The organism is Vibrio sp. 1727, assembly GCF_033344415.1.
Taxonomy (GTDB): Bacteria; Pseudomonadota; Gammaproteobacteria; order Enterobacterales; family Vibrionaceae; genus Vibrio; species Vibrio alginolyticus.
In genome coordinates this window covers 31,927-47,674 of sequence record NZ_JAWPOT010000031.1, presented here as the reverse complement: position 1 = coordinate 47,674, position 15,748 = coordinate 31,927, and the positions used below count along the sequence as shown (strand labels likewise).

The following is a 15,748-nucleotide window of genomic DNA, read 5'->3' as shown; positions in this document are numbered from 1 at the left end:
GAGCCTAGTGCGGTGAAAGTTGCACGCTGGGTTCTTAGAGGGACGGCACTTGGTAACAAGTGTCGTCTACTCGACAACCTATACGATAACCTGACTGGCTCATTGAAAGTGAAGCTTGAGTACACAGATGGTAATAGTGAAGAGCTTGGATTTTCTCAAGCGGCAAGCATTCTTTATGGTTCTGAATTCGAGCGTCAAGAAGCCGCGTGGCGTGGCGTACAAGATGCAATGCAAACGCACCAAGAATCATTCGCTGCGATTTTGAATGCGTTAGCAGGATGGCGCTTAACTGAAAACAAAAAGCGTTCTACGAAGCGTGAAGTTCACTTCCTAGAGCCGAGTTTGCATGGTAGCCGAATCCAAGCTGAAACTTTAAATGCGATGATGACAGTAGCCAAAGACAGTCGAGCTATTGGTCAGAAAGCAGGTTTATTGATGGCGCAAGTACATGGTCTGGATGAGATGAAACCTTGGAATCATCTGGCGGCTATGCCTGCTTTGAGCGGTGAAGCGAAGGTTTACGACTTTGATGAAGCGATTGATGTTATTTGTGAAGCATTTGAAACAGTAAACCCTGAGATGTCGGAGTTTGTCCGTTTGATGGTACAAAATGGTTGGATTGATGCCGCGCCAAATGCTAACAAGCGTCTTGGCGCATACTGCACCAAACTGCCAGCAACGCGAACACCACTTGTGTTTATGACTTGGAGTGGCAGCCGTTCAGACCTTATGACTCTGGCACATGAACTTGGCCATGCGTTCCATAACTGGGTTATTCGTGATTTGCCACTTTGCCAAACTTACTACCCAATGACGTTAGCAGAAACCGCCTCTATCTTTGCAGAAAACATCGTTCGTGATCATTTGATTTCGAAAGCTGAGAGCGTTGATGAAAAGCTCGAGATGTTGTGGGAAGAGTTGTCATCTGCGCTAGCTTTAATGATCAACATTCCGGTTCGCTACGAGTTTGAAAAATCGTTTTATGAACGCCGCCAGGATGGAGAGTTAACCGCAGATGATTTCTGTGAGTTGATGTCAGAAACTTGGAAAGAATGGTATGGCGACGTAATGAGCGAACCGGATCCGTACTTCTGGGCAAGCAAGCTGCACTTTTCTATTGATAGCGTGAGCTTTTATAACTACCCATACCTATTTGGCTTCTTGTTTAGCAAGGGTATCTATGCACAGCGAGAAACCAAAGGCGAAGCGTTTTACACCGATTACATCAATTTGCTGCGCGATACAGGCTGCATGATGGCGGAAGATGTCGTCGAAAAGCATCTGTCTATGGATTTAACCCAGCCAACGTTTTGGCAGCAGAGTGTTGAGCTAGTGCGTGAAAAAGTCGATGAGTTTGAGCGTTTGCTCGTACAGCGCGGCTAAGTTTTTCGCAGTGTTGATGCATAATCTGCTTTATAGCTACAAAAATTTGATCAAATCATAATGATCTTAATCAGGGCTGTGGTAAAGTTCACAGCCCTAACACTTTGTAATTGTTTGAAAATTAAACGCCTCAATGCTTGATTTGAGTGCCTGGCGCGAAAAGGCATCGGATTTTCGAGGGAAATAGTGATTTCTACTCATAAGTGAGATCGCAGCAACAAAAATCCTTTGTACAATTTATTAACATATCCGCCGTGCTATTAAGGAGTAACGCATGACGAAGTCTCTCTTTCGCCAATCGTTTTTAACTGACACGTTAGATGTTCATATTGATGTTGCACCAGCGGAGCAGGTGCTTTCTAGCGGTGTAAAACTTAAACTCTATCAGCGTGGTGTATTAGAAGTAATCCCTGCGAATTATACTCAGGATACGAAGAACATCATCATCTCTTGTGGAGTTCACGGAGATGAAACCGCACCGATGGAGCTGGTGGATTCCATTATTCAAGACATAGAATCTGGGTTCCAGACGGTCGATACCCGTTGTCTGTTCATTATCGCTCACCCAGAATCCACTCTGGCGCACACGCGATTCCTCGAAGAAAACCTCAACCGTCTGTTTGACGAAAAAGAACACAAACAGACAAAAGAGCTTGTTATCGCCGATACACTTAAGCTGCTTGTTCGAGATTTTTATCAGGATACCGACCCGACAACACGCTGGCACCTTGATTTACACTGCGCGATTAGAGGCTCGAAGCACTATACGTTTGCAGTAAGTCCTAAGACTCGTCATCCAGTGCGCAGCAAGGCATTGATCGATTTCTTGGACAGTGCACACATTGAAGCTGTGCTCCTGTCAAACTCACCATCGAGTACGTTTAGCTGGTACAGTGCTGAGAACTTTGGTGCGCAGGCTCTCACGATGGAGCTTGGACGTGTGGCTCGTATTGGTGAAAATGACCTCGATAAACTGACCGCGTTTGATTTGTCTTTACGTAATTTGATTGCGGAAACGAAGCCAGAACACCTACCAAAACCATGCATTAAGTATCGCGTAAGTCGCACAATCGTTCGTTTGAACGAAGACTTTGACTTTATGTTCGACGACAATGTTGAAAACTTCACCTCATTTGTTCACGGCGAAGTGTTTGGTCATGATGGCGACAAACCATTAATGGCAAAGAACGAAAACGAAGCGATTGTCTTCCCAAACCGCCACGTCGCAATAGGTCAACGCGCAGCTCTGATGGTTTGTGAAGTGAAAACCCGTTTTGAAGAGGGTGAGTTGGTTTACGATTAATCCAACATTGCTTTGAGAAGTTAATTGCAATTTACCGAGGCTTAACTGTAAGGTTAAGCCTCGTCTGTTTTTATCGGCTGCTATGGATTTTCAACAACTTATCCTGAACAAGGAGCGACGCTGGCAACGTAACCTGATGGTTATGTCGATCGTGCTCGCTGTACTCTCTGCCATTCACTTGATGGTCGGAGAAATTTTCCTTTCTCCTTTTCAATCCTTATCTGCATTTGAACAGAAGTTATTGGTGGACTTGCGTTTACCGAGGTTAGTGTCTGCGGCAATTATTGGTGCTGCGTTAGCGGTATCTGGCGCGACGTTACAAGTGTTGCTTGGGAACGTGTTGGCTGAACCTGGCGTGCTTGGTATCTCTGGTGGTGCAAGCTTAGCAATGGTCTTAATCATGTTCGCGTCACCTGTTCTTCCTACCCCGATTGTTTTTATGTTGGCAGCGATTGCAGGCTCGATGGTATTCACGTTTGTTTTGGTGGCGATAGCAAGGGCAATGGACCTGACGACGGCTCGATTGCTTTTGGTTGGGGTCGCATTGGGTATTTTATCGAGCGCGATTGTGACGTGGGCATTTTACTTTAGTGATGATCTCAGTTTACGCCAACTGATGTATTGGTTAATGGGTAGTATTGGCGGTGCAAGTTGGTATCAACATACCGTTACTTTGGTGATGTTACCGGTGCTCATCTGGTTATGTTGTAAAGGCAAGTCGCTTGATAAATTGATGCTGGGTGAGATTCATGCGACCCAATTGGGTGTCGATGTGCATCAAATGCGTTGGAAATTGATCCTCGCCATTTCTGTTTTGGTGGGTAGTTCAGTCGCTTTGGGTGGCATCATCAGTTTTGTTGGTTTGGTGGTGCCGCACTTGTTGCGTTTGGCTTTTGGTACGGAAAACCGTTATTTATTGCCACTTTCTGCAATATCTGGTGCTGCGTTGCTTGTATTTGCTGACATCGGCGCAAGACTGTTATTGGACTCCGCAGAGTTACCTTTAGGTGTCATGACAACATCGATTGGCGCACCTATTTTCATCTGGATGCTGGTGAAGAGTCATGATGCACGTTAAACATATGTCGGTTGGTAGTCGATTATTGCCTCTTTCTTTTGAATGCAAAGCTGGCGAAATCGTACATATCGTTGGGCCTAATGGTTCCGGTAAGAGTACTTTATTGGCTGCGATTTCTGGTACGTTAAGTCACCGAGACGGTATGAGTGGTGAAGTGTACGTTGGCAACAAAAACTTGCTTACTTTACCGTTGTCAGAGCAAGCTCATGTTCGAGGTTATTTGTGTCAGCAATCGCGCCCAGCGTTTAATGTTGATGTGTTTCAGTATCTCGCTTTATCTCTGCCAAGTGGTGCTGAGATTGCGGATATCAAAGTGCGTGATGCCGTCAATATGGTGGTGGAGCTGGTACAACTGCAAGATAAGCTTCATCGCAGTATTCAAACATTATCCGGTGGTGAGTGGCAGCGTGTCCGATTAGCAGGTGTATGTTTGCAGGTGTGGCGTACCATTAATCCTTTTTCGCAGTTTTTAATTTTGGATGAGCCAGCAGCACCGTTAGATATTGCGCAAGAGGGTCTGCTCTATCAATTGATTAACGCTATGGCGGCGCAGGGAATTGGAGTATTAGTTGCTAATCACGATCTCAATCGCACATTAAAGCACGCAGATAAAGTATTGCTGCTTAACAACGGTGTGCTGCACTCATCAGGAAATGCCGATACTGTGCTAACGGAAGAAGCTCTCGGGGAAGTGTTCAATACTCAAGTCAAAAAGGTCATCGTAGATGAGCAACCTTATTTAATCTTTGATTAGTATTTAGGGACAATAAAAAAACGACCTACTTGAGGTCGTTTTTTTAATCGAGATAGCCAAACTCAACGCTTATTGAGTTAACGGTTTTAGATCTGCTGGGCGGTAGTAAACAGATTTGAGTACTTTGCCTTTACGAATGGTTTTACCTTCCGATACGAAATCTTCGGCGCATTTCGCGATGATGTGTTCACCTTTCTGCACCGCCATCAACTTGATGCCTTGTTCTGCGTAGAATGCTTCTGTTTCTGAGTACTCTTGCTCGTTACGGCATACTTTGCTCATGTTGCTTGAATGTACTTCATCCCAGCAAGGAATAAACTCGATACCACGGTTTACCGCAACGTTTAATAGAAGATCAATTAAGTAGCTGATCGCCAGGTTGTCTTCTACTTTGCTGTGGCCAAGATGAACGAGACGGCCCATTAATACATACACGCTGTCTACGATGGCATCTGCTTGCTCAGTTTTACAATCTGCTTCTGCTAGCTCTGTTAGCTCTTCGATCGCCAAAGAGGTGTGTAGTGTATCTGCTTGTGCATCAAGGCTTGCAGCGTCTGCGACTGGTAAGTCGAACGTACTACGGAACTCGGTGATATCACGGTATAAGTGATCAAAAATCTCTTGGGTTAGCTTTGACAGTTGCATTCTAATTTCCATTGAATCGATTGAAGCGGCAATGATACCAAACCGCACTTTGAACCCCAAGGGCATTGCATCTAACTGGTGATAAATCTGCCTTTGGGAATGGTGGTGCTTAACGAAATAGGTAAGGGAACAGCTTTTTACGTTCTTCCTCTGAAAGGGAGGAAACACGAGCGATGTTCGTATCGGGAATGGATTCAGGATCAGGATAGTGTTTTAGTACCTTTTCCATACTCTCTTCGCGAATCAAATGGAAGATTGGGTAAGGAGAACGATTGGTTAGGTTTTCGTCGTCTTCAGGCCTTGCGCCGCCAAAACAGTAATCAGGATGGAAAGTCGCTACTTGGAAAATACCTTCCCAGTTTTGCTGCTTAATTAATCCTTCAACCCAATCTATGCAAAAGTTGTAGTCCCAGAAATCTTGTAGCATGTTGGGAACCACAACCAACGTGGTCTCAAGTTGTTCGGGCTCTGTGTTACTCAGCTCAATCAGTTGCAATAAAATATCTTCAAGAAGCGTTTCTTCTTGAGTCGCTTCACTAACAAAGATTTTGATTTGTTTATTACGTTGCGGCTTGGCAGCAAACGGACAAAGGTTGAGTCCGATTACCACGTCGTTGAGCCATTGATCGACCTGTTGAGTGATCGCTTCGATATCTGTGTTTTGTGTTGAACGCGTTGACATACGACTTTCTGGTTTTTATTAAAGTAGCGCAAGCATAGCAGAGTTGGTTATCCAAGTAACCAGAGAGGTATTACGCAAATGAGCGTACCTTAGCTACTCTTTAAACTCGCAGCGTCAGGTGTTTGGTCAGTATGCTTTCTTTCGGCAATGTGTTTCAAATACGCAATCGCAGCAAACATCGCTAGGTAGACGGCGCTTCCCCCCATAAGAACACTCGACCAACCACCATGCTGCCAACAATAAAGAAGTATGAATCCTCCCAAACTACCGCCTACGTAGTAGTGTACTAAGTAGAGCGCTGTTGCGGTGGCTTTGGCGCGAGTGGCGTTCTGACCGACCCAACCGTAGGCGAGGGTATGAGTAAAGAAGGCACCAAAACTTATCAGCAACAACCCAAATAGCATTGCAGTCAAGCTTTCAACCGCCGCAATCCACATCCCCGTCATGCTCACTATCGCGCCCAAGAACATGCCGAGGATTGATGAATAACGTTTACTCCAGTGGCCTGCGCAACGAGAGGAGAAAGTTCCTCCCAAGTAACAAATAAAGATCAGTGAGGCCAACCCGACGGGCACATTGTGAGGTTCACTCACCAGACGGAACCCCATTACGGAGTAAAGGTTGACGAACAAAGCAAAGTTGAGTCCTCCTATCAGCATCGCGAACCACACGCGTTGGTTTTTAAAATGACCAATAAGCGCACGATTTTGATGGCGCAAGCTGCTTGATGACGGGGTGAAGTTGCGCTGTGTTGGCAATAAATAGTGAACGCCAATGACACCAAGAAGAGTGAACACCATCATAACTTCAATGGCAACATCAACATTGAAATTGTCCGCCAATAAGCCGCCGCTAATACGTCCTGCAATACCGCCTAATGAGTTAGCCGCAATGTACGTTCCAATTGCCATCGAGAAAGCGTGCTTGTCGAGCTCTTCTGCCATGTAAGCCACGGCGACCGCAGCAAAAGCGGCGAGCGCGACACCGATCAGTGCTCGACATACCACCAAAAACAGAAATGAGTCACCAAATAGCATCAAAGCGGAAAGGGTAGGAATCGAAAACAGACCAGCCATCATGACTGGCTTTCGTCCCACTGATTCTGACAACACAGCCATCGGAACGAGGCTAAAAGAGAGAGCGAGTGTTGAGGCCGCAAATAACCAGTTCACTTGCGTTTCTGAGATCGTGAAAATTTGGGCAAAAGTGGGCAGCATTGGCTGTAGTAGGTATAAATTTGAAAAAACCAAGAAGGAACCAAGCGCTAGCGAGAGCGTAATGCGTTTGTATTCCGGTGTGCCAAAACTGACCATGAATCCTGCCTAATGTGAGCAAATGGAGAGACTGTGATCAATCTATCAGTTCGTTGTAAATTAAAAAAATATATTAAAAATATGGACACCATATATTTTTGATCTAATGGAATCGAAACAACTTAAACATTTTCTGGCGGTCGCTGAACATGGAAACATTACCCATGCGGCGAAAGCCCTGCATATTGCCCAGCCCGCATTAAGCATTTCTATCAAAAAGTTTGAGCAGTCTTTGGGCGTTACCTTATTTCGCCGTGATGATAAAAAAATCAGCTTAACGAAAGAGGGCGAAACGCTACTTATACATGCCAAGCGGGTGATTCAACAGTTGCACGACGCGCAGCTCGCGATTGATGAGTTGAAAGGCTTAGCGAAAGGAGAAGTACGACTCGGAACGCCATCAATGATGGGCAGTTATTTCTTTCCACGAATTGTGATGGCGTTTAAAAGCCAATTCCCGGAGTTAAAATTGACCTTGGTCGAAGCTGGGACTCAATCGATTCGTCGTATGCTGCTCAATGGTCAACTCGATATCGGTGTGATCAGTTGTGATAACGTGCCTGATGACCTAGAAACTGACCATTTGTTTACTAGCCAAATGGTCGCAGTTGTTTCACCTGAGCATGAGTTAGCCCAGCGACACGCTCTTACTTTTGATGAGTTCTTTGAACACGATTTGGTTATGTTTCAGCATGGCTATTTTCACCGCGAATTTTTGGATCAGGTGAGTGAGGAGCATGGGTTTACCATGAAGTCATCATTCGAGACCAACTTACTGCCTTTGATTTTGAGTATTGTGAAACAAGAGTTTGCGATTACCGCGTTACTGGAATTGGTGACCCAACATGAGTCAGGCGTTGTTGGCGTGCCGTTTGAACCACCAGTGACGCTGGATCTGGCACTTGCTTGGCGCAAGCAGGGGTACTTATCAATAGCAGATCGAACGTTTATCGACTTTATCAAGCGCTACGTTTAAACGCAGCGCAGATTCATCGTCCGAGCACTAGTCGCCTTTGTACATCTTCTCGAAGTTCTTTGGGTTCCAGCCAATCATTACCCGATCACCAATTTTTAAAACTGGCACTGAACGAGCACCAAGCGCATCAAGTTCTTTGCGACCGCGTTGCATCTTAGCATTGCACAAACGATAGTTAATATTTTTCGAATCCAGATAACGTTGAGCATCTTTGCAGTGAGGGCATTTGTCTTTGACGTAAAGGACGACACGTTTCATTGAATTTCTCTCCATTATCATTGGGAGGCGAAGTTTAACGGCCTTTCGTCATAAATGAAAGGCGAAAGCTAAGGTGAAACTGTCCTTTATCTCAGGTATATTGAGCGCCTTTATTTTGTCATAACAGACGTTAACTCTATGCATCCGTCACTTCGATACATTCAAGGCTACCCACAAAACATCGTAGAGCAGGTGAGCTCATTGATAACGAGTGGCAAGTTTGTTCCTTGGTTCGAAAAGCGTTATCCCGATAGGCACCAAATCAAAAGCGAAAGGGCGCTCTATGAGTACGCCATGGCAATCAAAAACTGCTACATGAAGAAAGCCGCGCCAATCAGTAAAGTTGTCTACGATAAGAAAATTCATGCGGTAAACAATGCGCTTGGTTTGCACAGTGTTATCAGTAGAAACCATGGCGGTAAGCTGAAGTCGAAAAACGAGATTCGCATTGCCAATGTATTTAAGGATGCGCCCGAGCCACTATTAAGAATGCTGGTGGTACATGAGTTGGCGCATACTCGTGAGAAAAACCACGACAAGGCGTTCTATCAGCTATGTTGCTACATGGAGCCTGAGTATCACCAACTCGAATTTGATGCTCGTTTGTTTATGATTTACCTCGATTTAAAAGCGAATTTGAATGAAGAACAATAATCACAACGCGAAGCAAGCAAAGCCAAAGGCTTCAAAGGCGGCTCAGAATACAGACGCGAATAAAGCCAAGCCGAAGCGTGTTAAAGACAAAGTTGCGCGCAAATCTCCGCAGCCTGCAGGAAAGAGCGAAGTCGAGTTCATAAAAATAGCGAAGAATGGTTTGCATGAGCGTAATGTTCATCGAGGTCGTTACGATTTTAAAAAACTCATGGAAAGTGAACCACAGTTAAAGCCATTCGTTATCAAAAATCCGAAAGGGGAAGACTCCATAAACTTCTCTGATCCTAACGCTGTTAAAATGCTCAATAAAGCATTGCTTGCTGCGTATTATGGTATCAAGTTCTGGGACATTCCCGACACCTACCTTTGCCCACCGATTCCGGGCCGCGCTGATTACATTCACCGAGTGGCAGAGCTACTTGATGGTGAAGTAAAAGGTCAGTACACGCACCAAAAAGTGAAAGCGTTGGACATTGGCGTGGGAGCAAACTGTATTTATCCGATTGTTGGTGTAACAAAATACGGTTGGCACTATACGGGCAGCGATGTCGATCCAAAATCCATCCAATCGGCTCAAACGATCGTAGAGCACAATCGTGTTTTGACGGGAAAAATTGCACTAATACAGCAACACAATGATGCCAATATTTATCGAGGTATCATTCAACCGAATGATCGTTATGATGTGACGACATGTAATCCGCCATTCCACCGTTCGGCGGAAGATGCCGCTATGGGCAGCCAGCGTAAAATCGATAATCTAAAAGCAAACCAGCGTAAGAAAGGGCTAAAACCTCAAACCGCACAAGTAAAGACAAGTAAGCCTGCGTTGAATTTTGGCGGTCAAAACGCTGAATTGTGGTGTGAAGGCGGAGAAGCGGCGTTTATCCGAAAAATGGCGAATGAAAGCCAAGCTTTTGCCGCACAGGTCTTGTGGTTTACGACACTTATATCCAAAAAAGACAACGTTCGCCCGATGCGCAAGCAGCTTGAAAAATTGGGTGTGAAGGCCATTCGTGTGGTTGAAATGAGTCAAGGGCAGAAAGTGAGCCGCTTTGTAGCTTGGTCATACATGGATAAGCAACAGCGCAAAGCATGGATTGAACTAAAGTAACGTTGACCGTTTCACACTGAACAATAAAGTAGAAAGCCCGCTGATATCAGTGGGCTTCTATTTTGGGAGATCTAAAACTTAATGATGGGCTCACAATCTAGTGAACTGAGAGAGACAAAAGTATCTGTTTTGGCATAGTACAAGCCACAGGTTTCACCTCTTATCTGCAACGTATATTGGTCTGGAAGATCCGTATAGCTGCCATCCAGCAGTTGATTGTTGTTACCTTTTACTCGTCCTTTTTCAATCAACAAATGCGGTGAGGATTCAAATACGTTATTTGCGATTCTAGGTGCTGGTGTCCCTTGGATTTCTGCGATCGCGTTTTGAATCTCTATGACTGTTTCCGGAGAGTTCTTTTTACTCAATGCTTCAACGGGTTCTTGTGACATAGCTTGGCATCCAATCAAAGAAATCGAAGTGCCTAAGAAAAGCGCAACCCGAATCAGCATTCGTAAAAAGTTAGTTGATCTCAACATGAATTGCCTCTGTTCGTAGCGGAGAGCGAAGATCGCTTAACTCCGGAGATGAAATGTTACGCGGCATGGCGTTGAAACTTGAAGGGGATACTGGCGGACAGGTTCCTGTTTCCATGTAGTTTAGCGCCGCAGAAAGCATACCTTCAGACGGATCGCCTAATGGTTTTGTTAGGTCGTCATTGACCCAGCAACCTTCCACTCTGTTGTTTAAGCCTAGCTCGGTATTGATTTGGCTCTTTGGAGTAGGAATAAAACCATCAGCGAAGTCGCCAAATTTTTTCTCGTTCGCCGACTTGAACTGAATAGTGTAGTACATAGTGCCGCAGTTTTGTTCTGGTGAGAACCCGTACGGTTTACCTGTGGTTGTTGAGCCTATTTGGATAACCTCGACATCAATGCCGCGCAAAGCGTTGATTAACAGTTCACTTGAGGAAGCCGTGCCTCCTGAAGTCAGCACATATACGCGCTTTTTGTTCAGTGTCGGAAGCACTTGATCCGAATATTTCTGTGCTGCCCAGTCTATTGCTAGATTCGTAAAGCGATAGATGTTATCCCCATCTTTAATGGTACGCATCACTTTGTCATTATGAATCAACTCACTGAAGACTCGGTTCTGACCAGCACCGCTTAGCATGTAGCCTACTTGCGAGGACTGAAGGACTAAACCACCGCCGTTGTAACGTAAATCAACGACGATCTCGTCAACATTCTCTGCTGAGAGCGTACTGAATGCCTCAATAAGCGGGGCTTGAGCGCTTGGTTCAAAGGAGTTGTATTGCAGATAGCCGATCCGCATACCATTGTGTGTAATCACTTTGGCATTTTTAACTGGAGAGGTCATGACATCAGAGGCGGTAAGCGTCACGGTTTTCTCTAGACCGTCAACACTCTCAAATGTGAAGGTGTAATCTTGATTGATGTCAGGGTTAAAGAGCGTTTTGTTGATAAAATCAATGTCGGACTGACTACCGGTGTTAACCACATCAATATTATTGATTTTCAGAAGCTTATCACCACGAGCAATGCCGCTTCTATCAGCTGGCGAGGCTTCTTCAGTGTAGGAAATACGAACGTCTCGAGGTTGTACGCCACGTAGGAATGCCCAGTTAAAACCAAATCCAGCAACTAAACCGGATTGCGATGATTTCATATCATCCTCATAAGGGACGGTAAAATGGAAGCGATCTTTTGGTTTACCCGTCGCGGTAGTAGCAGAGGTGACCAGCGTATTGAAGTAATCAGTAACAGTTTTGTAGTTTGCTGGATTATTATCAGGAACCTCGTCATACCATAGATACGTTTCGTTAGTAAAAGCTCTTAAAAAGAGTTTTTCGTGTAATGCAGAGCCCAATTTATCTGGATAGGCGGCATAGTTGTCATATGGGTCCAGTCCGACGCGGGGCGTTTCACATTGGTTGATAAACGTTTTCGACGATTGGCTAAAATCATGAACTTTCCATGTTGGACCGTTTGCACTGCTAGTGGACGGAGTAGGTGATGAGCTATCACCGCCGCCACCGCCACAGCCTTGTAATAATGCGAGAGTGACTGCCGTTGCTAAAGAATACTTAAATTTCACTTTTCTATGTCCTTATAAATAATAGAATTATAATTATGTGTTTTGCTTTTGTTTTTATTAGCTAGGTGAATGTATTAATTTAATTTGTTCGTCTGCAAATTTATAGTTAAATAGTGTGAGGTAAATAACGTAAAAAAGTTGTCTTTTATCCTTAAGCTAAATTAGTCATTACTTAAGTTTTCTGTCTATTTCAAAAGATCTAACAAGACAATTAATAAGTGTGAAATTAAGACAAGTTCTTAGTTGACTAAGCGATGCTTGCTAAATAAAAATCAGAATTAGATTCAGGAAACGCTTTGAATCAATAGTTTGGTAGGGGTATATGATGTTATCTGGGATTTGTTTGATTTATTTGTCTGATGCTTTAACTTAATTTAGTGAGTTGAGCGACGTGCTTTAATAGGCTTCCGTCAATGTTAGGTAAATCATCAGCGAAAAATATCTGAGCACCGGGAGTGCAGCGCATTAATATATTTGTTAGTTCACCTTCATTGTTGGAAGTGTTAACTGCGTTAAGTTTCGCTAATTTATTACAAAGCTCGTCCTCTATTTGCACTTTCTGCTCTTCGGTGAGCCTAATGCGACCTATACATACGCCTGGGTTGATATCATGAGAAAGCGAATCTTGTTGAAATCGCTCTTTGAATAAGGTGTCTAATGCCGTACCTTCTTCCATAATAAATCGACGACCAGAACGGTAAAACAAGCCGTCTCCGAAGTTTTCGACATATCCTAGAATTTCCGCGATACGCAAATAGAATCGTAAGCTTGTATCAGAAAGTCCGTAAGTTTGGGCTATCTCTTGCGGTTTAATATCACGAGAAGTCAGCATATAAATAAAATCAAGTAAATAAGGATGCTCAACGAAAAGGGCGCTCTCTTCATCTGTTAGCATTTGCTCGTTTTGGTGCTGAAGCTCGTTGGCTAAGGTTGCGAGTTCGATGAGATCGGTATTCAGGTAGTTCAGATAAATAAGTACTTTATCCAAACCTAAAGCTGGATTATGTAGGTGGCGTTTAATACTAGATAAAGGGATGCCACTTTTTTCTGACAAGGAATTGTAGCAAAGCCCTTCTTCTTTAATCTTTTGTCGTAGCGCTGCGAGTAAAAATTTTGGTCCAACATTCATCCTTGAATATCACCTTATTCGTTATTCCGTTTACAGGCTGATATTTTGCCTTTCAAGCAGCAGGTTTCGAATCGCTGTGCCTGCTTCTAGAATGTGTTTTTTCAGCAGGTACTTGGCGCCTTCGATATCACGATTTTGGCACATTTCAAACAAGCTTAAGTGCTCTTCTTCTGCCTTTTTAATGCCTGTAGTAAACAATAGCTGCATGCGTATGTATCGGTCACACTTTGTGTTCAGGTTGTAAATGACGTCCATAGTTTCAGGCATGTTGGCTGGCGCATATAGGGCTTTGTGGAACTCGTAGTTGTAGTTGCTCCATTCTTCTACTTCGTCGCCACTGTTCACTACTGACTCGAAACGTTCGCGAACTTCGCGCGCGCGTTCAAGGTCAGCGTCTGTCATATTTTGAATCGCGCGCTCTAAAATGTGGCATTCCACGACAGCGCGCAGTTCAAATAGCTCATTGATTTTCTCTGGAGATAGCTCAGTGACCGTCGCACCTTTGTGAGGTTCAAAGCTAACGAGTCCTTGTGCTTCCAATTGAACTAACGCTTCACGCACAGGAATTCGGCTAACATTAAACTCTTTTGCTAACGCATCTTGACGTAAAGGTTGACCAGTTTTTAACTCGCCCTTCAAGATCTGAGTTCGAATTGCTTCCTCAACGAGCTGAGTGCGCGTTTTAAAAACAGGTTTCTGTGACATTGAAGTCTCCCGTGAAATTAATATTGTATCCAATCCATTTTACTTTAGTAGTTTATTGTTTTTCTGGCACAAACCAACTAGGAAAGAAGGTTTTGAGAAGTAGAGTGAAATAAAAGGCATCAGTTGATGCCTTTTTGAGCCATTTGTTGATCTTATTGGGACACACTGCCATCTATGGCGCGTTGGATACCCAGTGGGTTCGACGCTTTTAATGAATCCGGCAATAAAGATTCTGGCAAAGCTTGATAAGCGACCGGACGCAACCAACGATGAATAGCCTCCGCACCGACAGATGTTGAGGCAGAATTGGTTGAAGCCGGATATGGTCCACCATGAACCATAGCGTAACCAACCTCGACGCCAGTTGGCCAACCGTTGAATACAAGGCGTCCGGCGATTTCTTCCAAACTTGGAAGCAGTTGCTTGGCTTGTTCTTCGTCTTCAGCGGTAGCGTGAAGGGTTGCGGTGAGCGATCCAGTCAGTGAATCACTCAGTTTCAACATGTCATCGAAATCTTCACAGATTACGATTAACGATTGAGGACCAAATATTTCTTCCTCCCATTGCGGGTTTTCACGCCAGTTTTTACTGTCCGTCACGAACAGTGCTGGTGAGACATTGGTCGCTTCTGCTTGTTCAGAACGAGTGACGTTAATGCCTGTTTCGGAAGCTCGCTTATCCACTTCGGATTCATACGTTTCTCGGATACCTTGCGTTAGCAAAGTGGCCGTTGATTGCTGTCGAATTAACCCTTGAGCGATTTCGATAAAGGCTTGCGTTTCTGGGCTATTCAAGACAAATACAACGCCTGGTTTTGTACAAAATTGTCCACAGCCCAAAGTCATAGAAGCCACAAATTCTTCAGCCAATGATGCGTTTGCCCGTATGGCTGAAGGGAGAATAAATGTTGGGTTAATCGCCCCTAGTTCACCATAGAAGGGGATTGGCTCTGGTCTTTGCTGAGCTAGATTGAACAGCGCGCGGCCACCACCGACGGAGCCTGTAAACCCAACCCCTTTAATTTTTGGATGGGTAACGAGTGCTTGGCCAAGTGCACGTTTGTTGCCTTGCAATAGCGTGAAGATGGCTTGCGGTAAGCACTCTTTCTCAAGTGCAGCCTCAATACACTCGGCAACAAGTTGACTGGTGCCAGGGTGGGCGGTATGGCCTTTTACAATCACAGGACAGCCAGCTGCCAGTGCCGAAGCCGTATCACCACCTGCCGTAGAAAATGCGAGCGGAAAATTAGACGCACCAAACACGGCGACAGGGCCAATTGCGATTTGTTGACGGCGAATATCTGGTTTTGGCAGTAGTTGACGGTTTGGGTTTGGCGTATCGAAAATTGCTTGATGGTGATTACCCGATCTCACAACCTCGGCAAATAGTCTTAATTGGCTCGCGGTACGTCCTATTTCACCGCTTAAACGTGCTTCGGGAAGGGCAGTTTCTAAATGAGCACGAGCAACGATTTCTTCACTCTTCACTTCCAATTCAGAGGCGATAGAGCAAAGTAAGCTCGCTCGCTTTGCATTGCTTAGTTGGCGAAACTCACGCGCAACGCTTTGGGCGGCTGAGGCGGCTTGATTAACTTCTTGCTCTCCATGTACCGGAAACGCTATAGGTAGAGGCTCACCAGTAAAGGCGTTGACTGCGTAAAAAGTGGTTGGTTCTTGTGGGTTCATCATTCTTCCTT

16 protein-coding genes are annotated in these 15,748 nt (G+C 44.7%); 7 read left to right on the top strand and 9 right to left on the bottom strand.

Features of this window, described 5'->3' with window-relative positions; genetic code table 11:
* The 4 genes from R8O10_RS21685 to btuD all read left to right on the top strand — a co-directional run.
* Positions 1-1,383 (top strand): M3 family oligoendopeptidase (locus R8O10_RS21685; RefSeq protein ID WP_318191722.1); only part of this gene is annotated, 1,383 nt, incomplete at its 5' end.
* 274 nt (positions 1,384-1,657) lie between these two features.
* Positions 1,658-2,686 carry a succinylglutamate desuccinylase gene (locus R8O10_RS21680; RefSeq protein WP_017820882.1) on the top strand — a complete coding sequence of 343 codons (1,029 nt, stop codon included), beginning with the start codon at positions 1,658-1,660 and terminating at the stop codon, positions 2,684-2,686.
* Positions 2,687-2,768: 82 nt separating this feature from the next.
* On the top strand, positions 2,769-3,764 hold the full coding sequence (btuC, locus tag R8O10_RS21675) for a vitamin B12 ABC transporter permease BtuC (RefSeq protein WP_054576447.1): 996 nt from the start codon (positions 2,769-2,771) through the stop codon (positions 3,762-3,764).
* On the top strand, positions 3,751-4,518 hold the full coding sequence (btuD, locus tag R8O10_RS21670) for a vitamin B12 ABC transporter ATP-binding protein BtuD (RefSeq protein ID WP_080960060.1): 768 nt from the start codon (positions 3,751-3,753) through the stop codon (positions 4,516-4,518). Before btuC ends, btuD begins: the two co-directional genes overlap by 14 nt.
* A 69-nt stretch (positions 4,519-4,587) precedes the next feature.
* Here btuD and R8O10_RS21665 read toward each other — a convergent pair whose 3' ends face one another.
* The 3 genes from R8O10_RS21665 to R8O10_RS21655 form a co-directional block, all read right to left on the bottom strand.
* Positions 4,588-5,163 carry a nucleoside triphosphate pyrophosphohydrolase family protein gene (locus R8O10_RS21665; RefSeq protein ID WP_318191721.1) on the bottom strand — a complete coding sequence of 192 codons (576 nt, stop codon included), beginning with the start codon at positions 5,161-5,163 and terminating at the stop codon, positions 4,588-4,590.
* Between the two features lie 109 nt (positions 5,164-5,272).
* Positions 5,273-5,845: a DUF1415 domain-containing protein gene (locus tag R8O10_RS21660; protein WP_115385896.1), complete on the bottom strand. Its 573-nt coding sequence runs from the start codon at positions 5,843-5,845 to the stop codon at positions 5,273-5,275.
* A gap of 89 nt (positions 5,846-5,934) precedes the next feature.
* The gene (locus tag R8O10_RS21655) at positions 5,935-7,158 is read right to left on the bottom strand and encodes an MFS transporter (protein WP_318191720.1); all 1,224 of its coding nucleotides are present in this window, start codon (positions 7,156-7,158) and stop codon (positions 5,935-5,937) included.
* A gap of 106 nt (positions 7,159-7,264) precedes the next feature.
* On the opposite strand from R8O10_RS21655, the gene R8O10_RS21650 reads away from it, so the two are divergent.
* Positions 7,265-8,134, top strand: coding sequence for a LysR family transcriptional regulator (locus tag R8O10_RS21650; protein ID WP_182016179.1), 870 nt, complete (start codon positions 7,265-7,267; stop codon positions 8,132-8,134).
* 27 nt (positions 8,135-8,161) lie between these two features.
* Here R8O10_RS21650 and R8O10_RS21645 read toward each other — a convergent pair whose 3' ends face one another.
* A complete protein-coding gene (locus R8O10_RS21645; RefSeq protein ID WP_005377871.1) occupies positions 8,162-8,392 on the bottom strand; it encodes a glutaredoxin family protein in 231 nt (76 codons plus the stop codon).
* Between the two features lie 138 nt (positions 8,393-8,530).
* Between R8O10_RS21645 and R8O10_RS21640 the strand changes: the two genes are divergently transcribed.
* Both R8O10_RS21640 and rlmF read left to right on the top strand, forming a co-directional pair.
* Positions 8,531-9,046 carry a M48 family metallopeptidase gene (locus R8O10_RS21640; RefSeq protein ID WP_054574069.1) on the top strand — a complete coding sequence of 172 codons (516 nt, stop codon included), beginning with the start codon at positions 8,531-8,533 and terminating at the stop codon, positions 9,044-9,046.
* On the top strand, positions 9,033-10,160 hold the full coding sequence (gene rlmF / locus R8O10_RS21635; RefSeq protein ID WP_318191719.1) for a 23S rRNA (adenine(1618)-N(6))-methyltransferase RlmF: 1,128 nt from the start codon (positions 9,033-9,035) through the stop codon (positions 10,158-10,160). The genes R8O10_RS21640 and rlmF overlap by 14 nt, the downstream gene beginning before the upstream one ends.
* A gap of 71 nt (positions 10,161-10,231) precedes the next feature.
* On the opposite strand, the gene R8O10_RS21630 is transcribed toward rlmF, so the two are convergent.
* From R8O10_RS21630 to R8O10_RS21610, 5 genes are all read right to left on the bottom strand, one after another.
* Entirely contained in the window at positions 10,232-10,552 is a 321-nt protein-coding gene (locus R8O10_RS21630) for a hypothetical protein (RefSeq protein WP_005397755.1), read from the bottom strand.
* Positions 10,553-10,622: 70 nt separating this feature from the next.
* Positions 10,623-12,218: a S41 family peptidase gene (locus R8O10_RS21625; protein WP_053303156.1), complete on the bottom strand. Its 1,596-nt coding sequence runs from the start codon at positions 12,216-12,218 to the stop codon at positions 10,623-10,625.
* A gap of 364 nt (positions 12,219-12,582) precedes the next feature.
* Positions 12,583-13,347, bottom strand: coding sequence for a hypothetical protein (locus R8O10_RS21620; protein ID WP_005377865.1), 765 nt, complete (start codon positions 13,345-13,347; stop codon positions 12,583-12,585).
* Positions 13,348-13,377: 30 nt separating this feature from the next.
* A complete protein-coding gene (locus tag R8O10_RS21615; RefSeq protein WP_139060186.1) occupies positions 13,378-14,052 on the bottom strand; it encodes a GntR family transcriptional regulator in 675 nt (224 codons plus the stop codon).
* 152 nt (positions 14,053-14,204) lie between these two features.
* Positions 14,205-15,737, bottom strand: coding sequence for an aldehyde dehydrogenase (NADP(+)) (locus tag R8O10_RS21610; protein WP_318191724.1), 1,533 nt, complete (start codon positions 15,735-15,737; stop codon positions 14,205-14,207).
* Between the last annotated feature and the right edge of the window lie 11 nt (positions 15,738-15,748).

Bases quoted from the DNA above. Each gene is read 5' to 3' on its own strand.
- R8O10_RS21680 (WP_017820882.1), top strand. From the start codon at position 1,658: ATGACGAAGTCTCTCTTTCGCCAATCGTTTTTAACTGACACGTTAGAT.
- btuC (WP_054576447.1), top strand. From the start codon at position 2,769: ATGGATTTTCAACAACTTATCCTGAACAAGGAGCGACGCTGGCAACGT.
- btuD (WP_080960060.1), top strand. From the start codon at position 3,751: ATGATGCACGTTAAACATATGTCGGTTGGTAGTCGATTATTGCCTCTT.
- R8O10_RS21665 (WP_318191721.1), bottom strand. From the start codon at position 5,163: ATGCAACTGTCAAAGCTAACCCAAGAGATTTTTGATCACTTATACCGT.
- R8O10_RS21660 (WP_115385896.1), bottom strand. From the start codon at position 5,845: ATGTCAACGCGTTCAACACAAAACACAGATATCGAAGCGATCACTCAA.
- R8O10_RS21655 (WP_318191720.1), bottom strand. From the start codon at position 7,158: ATGGTCAGTTTTGGCACACCGGAATACAAACGCATTACGCTCTCGCTA.
- R8O10_RS21650 (WP_182016179.1), top strand. From the start codon at position 7,265: ATGGAATCGAAACAACTTAAACATTTTCTGGCGGTCGCTGAACATGGA.
- R8O10_RS21645 (WP_005377871.1), bottom strand. From the start codon at position 8,392: ATGAAACGTGTCGTCCTTTACGTCAAAGACAAATGCCCTCACTGCAAA.
- R8O10_RS21640 (WP_054574069.1), top strand. From the start codon at position 8,531: ATGCATCCGTCACTTCGATACATTCAAGGCTACCCACAAAACATCGTA.
- rlmF (WP_318191719.1), top strand. From the start codon at position 9,033: ATGAAGAACAATAATCACAACGCGAAGCAAGCAAAGCCAAAGGCTTCA.
- R8O10_RS21630 (WP_005397755.1), bottom strand. From the start codon at position 10,552: ATGTCACAAGAACCCGTTGAAGCATTGAGTAAAAAGAACTCTCCGGAA.
- R8O10_RS21620 (WP_005377865.1), bottom strand. From the start codon at position 13,347: ATGAATGTTGGACCAAAATTTTTACTCGCAGCGCTACGACAAAAGATT.
- R8O10_RS21615 (WP_139060186.1), bottom strand. From the start codon at position 14,052: ATGTCACAGAAACCTGTTTTTAAAACGCGCACTCAGCTCGTTGAGGAA.
- R8O10_RS21610 (WP_318191724.1), bottom strand. From the start codon at position 15,737: ATGAACCCACAAGAACCAACCACTTTTTACGCAGTCAACGCCTTTACT.